We start from the raw sequence: 6256 nt of genomic DNA, 5'->3' as shown, positions 1-6256 counted from the left end.
CCGCGCTGTGCTTCGAGCTGCGTCGCGCCGACGCCGCATGGCGCTGTCATGGCGCCCTGCTGTTCGATGCGCCGGACGCACTCGCGGTGTTCTTCGCGACGCCGGCCGCCGCGCGGCCCGATACGCGCGCCGCCTATGCGAGCCTGCCGGTGCCGCTGGTATTCGAGATCGGCCGGACCGAGCTGACGACGGCCGAGCTGGCCGACGTCGTCGGCGGCGACATCATCGCGATCGAGCGCTGGCAAGCCCACGAGCAGAACCTGCTGTGCGTCGCGCGGGTGCCGGCCGCGCCGGCGTGGGAGATCACCGGACGGCCGTCGGGCAACCGGCTGACCGTCGAACGAATCAGGGAGATGCCTTTGGAACCGACCCGCACCGACATCGCATCCGCGACGACGCACGACGCGCCGCCTGCCGATGCACCGCGCCCGCTCGACGGCCTCGCGGTCGACCTGCGCTTCGAGCTGCCGCCCACGTCGATGCCGCTCGGCGAGCTGAGCGCGCTGCAGCCCGGCGCCGTGATCGAACTGCAGCAAGGGATCAACCAGAGCGTGATCCATCTGGTCGCGAACGGGATGCTGATCGGCACCGGGCACCTGATCGCGGTCGGCCAGAAGCTCGGCGTGCGGGTCGTCACGCTGACCCAACCCGCGCCGCGCGAGCGCTGAACGATGGGCAGCCTGCCGAATCCGGTCGCACTGATCGCGGTAATCGCCGCGCTCGGCATTGCGCCGTTCGCGGCGCTGATGGTCACGAGCTACACGAAGCTCGTGGTCGTGCTCGGCCTGCTGCGCTCCGCGCTCGGGATCCAGCAGGTGCCGCCGAACCTCGTCCTGAACGGCATCGCGCTGATCCTGTCGCTGTTCATCATGGCGCCCGTCGGCATGTCGATCCGCGACGCGCTGCAGGCGCGCCACTTCGATGCGTCGGGGCAGTTGTCGACCGCCGATATCGGCGCGCTCGCCGATGCCGCGCTGCCGCCGATCAAGGATTTCCTCGTATCGCACACGCGGCAGCGCGATCGCGAATTCTTCGTGCGCACCGCGACCTCGGTCTGGCCGAAGAATCGCGCGGACGGCATCAAGGACGACGACCTGCTCGTGCTGGTGCCGAGCTTCACGCTCGCCGAGCTGACGAAGGCGTTCCAGATCGGTTTCGTGATCTATATCGTGTTCATCGTGGTCGACCTGCTGGTCGCGAACATCCTGCTCGCGCTCGGCATGCAGATGATCTCGCCGACGACGATCTCGGTGCCGTTCAAGCTGCTGCTGTTCGTCGCGCTCGACGGCTGGTCGCTGCTCGTGCACGGGCTCGTGCTGTCATATCGCGTGGCGGGGGCGGGATGAACGCGCGCGGCCGGCGCTCCGCCATTGCGAGCTTGTGCGCGCTGATCGCGACGCTCGCACTGGCGCTCGCCTGTGCCGGCATGCCGCCGCGCAGCGCACACGCGGCCGGCAGCGCCGCAGGCTTCGCGCAGCTCGCGCGCGCCTGCGCGCCGAACGTCGATCCCGACACGCTCGCCGCGCTGGTCCGCACCGAGTCCGGTTTCAATCCGTATGCGATCGGCGTGGTCGGCGGCCATCTGGCGCGCCAGCCCGCATCGCTCGACGAAGCGCGCGCGACGACGAGCGAGCTGGCCGCGCGCGGCTTCAGCTACAGCGTCGGCCTCGCGCAGGTGAACGAGCGCAATTTCGCGAAATACGGCCTCGACGACACGACGATGTTCGAACCGTGCCGCAACCTGCGGGCGGGCGGCGCGATCCTGACCGAATGCTTCGCACGTTCATCGAACACCGGCCGTCCCGCGCAGGCCGCGTTGCGCGCGGCGCTGTCGTGCTACTACAGCGGCAACTTCACGACCGGCTTCTCGAGCGGCTACGTGAGCCGCGTCGTCGCCAGCGCACAACGCAACGCGCGCGAAGGCGGCGTCGGACCGATTCCCGTCGTCAGCGACACGCCGCCGCCCGCGCGCCAGCGGCGCATGGACGCGGCCGCCACCACCCCGCCCGAACGCGCGCGCCGGCTGCCCTCGTCCGCCGCGTCGGCCGATCCGCCGTCGTGCCATGCACGACGGGTCGTGATGATGTGCCGCGGGCTGCCGGCGAGCCAGGCGAAGCAGCTGTGCGTGCGCTGTCTCGACCAGTGACCGAATGATCGCGCGCGGCGCCGCAGGCCCGCGTTCGTGCCGTTTTCAGGGGTCCGAACGACGCGGCGCGACGGCACCGCAGCGCCCCGTGCCCGTCTCGTAGCCCACGCCGCGCCCGTACGCCGGCCGCCTCGCCCCGCTACGAAACAGCGGTGTCTGCGCCGCAATGCGCGTCCGTACACTCGAACGATCGCGTCGCGACGTGCAGGGCGTCGTGCGTGCCGCGCATCGCGCGGTTCAACGGAGACGAGCATGCTGTTGATCGACGGATTGGGACTGGGTGTCAACTGGCAGCGCTTCCTGTCGGAAACGCTGAATCCGGTCGTCGCGCCGCCGCCCCCGCCTCCCCCGCCGCCGAAGAAGGACGATCCGGCAGCGGGGCCGGCGAACCCCACCGCCGCACCGCCGATTCCCGTCAGCGCGTCGCTCGCCACCGATCCGTCGAAGCCGACCAACGCGGAGATTGCGTCCGCGACGTCGCTGATCCAGAGCATGGCTGCGCACTATACGGCGCCGCCGCCCGACATCACCGTCGAGAACGACAAGACGCGCGCGGTGCAGAAGGCGATCCAGGACGCGCAGACGAAGTACGACAACGCGTCGCAGACGCTGCAGGGCGCCCAGAACGTCCTGCACCTGGTCAATCGCGACCCCGAGTCGACGGCCGACGACCGCAAGACCGCGCAGGCCGACTACGCGAAAGCGCGCACGTCGGCCGACACCGCGCAGCGCGAGCTGAACGTGACGACCGACGCCGGCTACATGATCCTGTACGGCGAACAGGCGAACGCCGACATGCCGGCCGGGATGAAGATCGACGATTCCGGCAAGGTGACGGACCCGGGCGACGCGCAACATGCGGCCGACCAGCAGTTCAAGACGCTGCTGGCGGCATTCCCCGATCACGCGAACGATCCGAACTGGGCGCCGCAGGCAAGCGACTGCAAGAATCCGCTGCAGATCCGGCTCTACGACGATTGGCAGACCGCGAGCGCGAAGGCGGCCGTCGGCGCGTCGAAGTACTACGCGGACGTCGCGAATTCGAACCTCGCGTATACGCAGTTCCAGTCCTATCTCGCCGATCCGGACTACAAGGCCGCGCTCGATGCGGGCGTCGGCCGCCTGAACGACGCGCTGCAGCCGCTGGAGCTGCAGGTCACGATGCCCGATGCGCCCGCTTCGCAGGACGACGCACAGCAGGCCGTCACGTCGGCCGCGAAGGATGCGACCTATGCGAATGCCGCGTACGGCGCGGCCAACGACAGCCTGACGCTCACGAACGCCCAGCAGCAATACGATTCGGCCAGCGGCAAGGAGGGGCCGACGGTGATCGTCCCGAATGCGGTGTCGAACGCGAAGACCGCGCTCGCCCGTGCGCAGACGGCCGCGAACACGAGCGGCGGCTATCTGCAGATGCTGTCGGCGCAGCGTCAGGTCGACACGCTGCAGGCCGACTATACGAAGAAGCAGGACGCATCCACCGCGTGGCACAAGGACAATCCGCACGCGATGATCAAGGATCCGCAGGTCGATCTCGACCTCGGCGACGCGTATGCGAAGCTCGACCAGGCAAAGCAGCAGGCGAGCATCGCGCACGATGGCTTCGTCGCCGCGTACGGCGCGACGCTCGCGCAGCAGTACGACGATCAGGCATCGCAGATCAAGGCGCGGGTCGATGCGCAATCGCCGTTGACGAAGCCCACGCTCCAGCCGTCGCTGCTGACGCCGTCGCTGTCGACGGCGAGCGGCCTGCCGCCCCTGCCCGCGTCGTCGCTGTCGACGGCAGCGTCCGCCGCCCCCACCGGCACGCCGACGCTGCCGAGTGCGTCGCCGCTGCTAGCGCCGACGTTGTCGACCGCGAACGGCGCGTCGTCGCTGCCTGCATCGCCGCTGCTCGACAGCCCGTTCCTGCTGCCGCAGTCCGCGCATCCGTCGGCCGCGCCGACCGGCCCGACGATGCTCGACGTGAAGCGCATGCAGGTGGCCGCGGGCGCGATCCGCGCGGCCGACAGCCGGTTGTCGGATTCGGTCAACGCGCGCGCGACCCAGGCCGCGCTGTCGCAGGCGCGTATCCAGCAGACGCAGGCGAAGAGCACGCTCGCGTCGGTGCAGCAGCAGTACGACGACTGGGCGGCCGCGAATCCGCCGCCCGTGCGCTTCCGCACGGTCGCGGGCGACGACATGATCCCGGCGCCGTCGACGCCGCGCCCGAACCTGTACCAGGGTCAGCTGGACAAGGCGAAGGCGGCCGTCACGCAGGCGGACAACGCGGTGCAGCGCCTGCAGTTGCTGGGCGAGACGTCGCACCAGCAGGTGCTGATGGACCAGTTCGACGCGGGGCTCGACGAGCGGCTGCGTTACGCGGCGCCCGACTCCGACGCCGGGAACGACTACCGGAAGGCGCTGCACGACTTCTACGAGGCCCATCGCGGCGAGCTGTCGAACTCGCTGCTCGACGCGGCGAGCGCGAGCACGAACAACGGCGGCACGATCGCGTTCGGCAAGCTGACCGACAACGCGCAGCGCAACCTGATCGGCGTCGCGCTCGGGATGCAGCCGGACGTGCAGAACGCTGCATCGTCGAGCGATGGTTCGGATCCCGTATCACCCACGAGCGACGACGTTGCGCGCTTCACCGACAAAGACAAGCTGAAGACGATCAACACCGTGCGCGACACGCTGCTGTCGGCCGGCGGCGGCGCGAACACGCAGGTCAGCGTGCTGCCGATGGTGTATGCGGCGAAGGACGCCGGCATGACCACGAGCGCGATCTTCAAGGTCACCGGCAAGGACGGCACGCAATACGTCGACGAGACGGGCAGCACCTACAACGACATCAACGACTACATCGACAACAACGAGCTGTCGAAGGACGGGACCGTCGATATCGCGACCGGCCACAATGCGGACGGCACGCTGCAACTCGTGTCGAGGGCCGCGCATCATGAAAGCGGCTTCGACAGTTTCCTCAATACGCTGACCAGCACCGGCCTGAACATCGGCATGATGGTCGGCGGGATGGCACTCGAAGGTCTCGGCACGCTGCTCGACGGCACCGGCATCGGCGCGATCGTCGGCGTGCCGCTGAACATCCTCGGCGCGGGGATGATGTACACGGCGATCGGCGCGACGATGACGAGCGCCGGGCTCGACCTGGCAAACCGCGCGGAGCACGGGCGCAGCCTCAACCCGTTTACCGACGCGGGCGCGCGGGCGGACTTCATCAATCTCGTGCCGATGGGCGCGGCAGGCGCCGCGAAGCTCGCCGGCAGCAAGCTGTTCACGCGCGCGGTGACCGCGCTCACGCGCACGCCGAAAGTCGCGTCGGTGCTGGCCACGGGCGCGCGGACCACCGCGGTCGTGACGGGCGTGGGCGGCGCGGTCGAGGCGTTCGGCGAAGCCGGCTACGACTATTTCGTCACCGGCGACAAGAAGGCGGCCGGCGAGGAACTCAAGTCCGGGCTCACCAACGTCGCGCTGATGGCCGCGGGCGGCCTCAAGGAGCGCGCGGTGACGTCGGTGCGCACGCGCACCGGCCGGCCGGTGCCGATCCGCGGGACCGACGGCAAGACCGTCACCGTCGACAGCCAGACGATCGGCCGGATTCTCAACGGCGGCGACGCGTCGTCGCTCGCGGCCGGCCGCACCCGCGTGACCCTCGACGGCGAAGCCGTCAAGGTGTCTCCGGACGGCACGCTGCGCGTGGGCGACAAGGTGCTGACCTACGACAACAAACCGATTCGCGTGCTCGACCGGGCATCGGCCAGGCGCTTGCCGCCCGGTGAATCGGTGGTGCTCGGCGAGGACGGCACGCTGTCCGTCGTGTCGGCGTCGCCGAAGAACTGGACCAACGGCACGCGCGCCGACGACGTGACCGGCACCGGCGAGCGCATGTCGTTCGGCCCCGAAGGCGAGATGAGCGTGACGCCGAAGATCGTCGCGAAAGCCCCGCTCGACATCCTGCAGCATGTCCTCGACCAGGCCAGCGACGCGTACCGGCAGACAGCCGCCGGCACGCAGGCGCCGCGCCGCCTCGCGCAAACGGCGGCCGAAGGCGAGACCGCGAGCGCGGCCGCCGACGCACGGAGCACGCGACGCACCAGCGAGGCG

At 69.8% G+C, this 6256-nt stretch carries 4 protein-coding genes; all 4 read left to right on the top strand.

Translation table 11 applies throughout. The features are described from left to right. Nucleotides 1–668, top strand: a 668-nt coding sequence (gene sctQ / locus G3N64_RS37810) for a type III secretion system cytoplasmic ring protein SctQ (protein ID WP_205788697.1), incomplete at its 5' end; no start/stop codon positions are given. Between the two features lie 3 nt (nt 669–671). After that, on the top strand, nt 672–1346 hold the full coding sequence (gene sctR / locus G3N64_RS37805; RefSeq protein WP_205788696.1) for a type III secretion system export apparatus subunit SctR: 675 nt from the start codon (nt 672–674) through the stop codon (nt 1344–1346). After that, on the top strand, nt 1343–2146 hold the full coding sequence (locus tag G3N64_RS37800) for a lytic transglycosylase domain-containing protein (protein ID WP_205788695.1): 804 nt from the start codon (nt 1343–1345) through the stop codon (nt 2144–2146). The genes sctR and G3N64_RS37800 overlap by 4 nt, the downstream gene beginning before the upstream one ends. A 252-nt stretch (nt 2147–2398) precedes the next feature. Further along, nucleotides 2399–6256: DUF4781 domain-containing protein (locus G3N64_RS37795; protein ID WP_205788694.1), on the top strand; the 3858-nt coding region annotated here is incomplete at its 3' end.

Origin of the sequence: Burkholderia sp. Ac-20344, from assembly GCF_017104975.1 — a bacterium.
Classification (GTDB): Bacteria; Pseudomonadota; Gammaproteobacteria; order Burkholderiales; family Burkholderiaceae; genus Burkholderia.
Note: the sequence above shows the minus strand (reverse complement) of the source record. Positions and strands in the feature narration are given on the sequence as shown.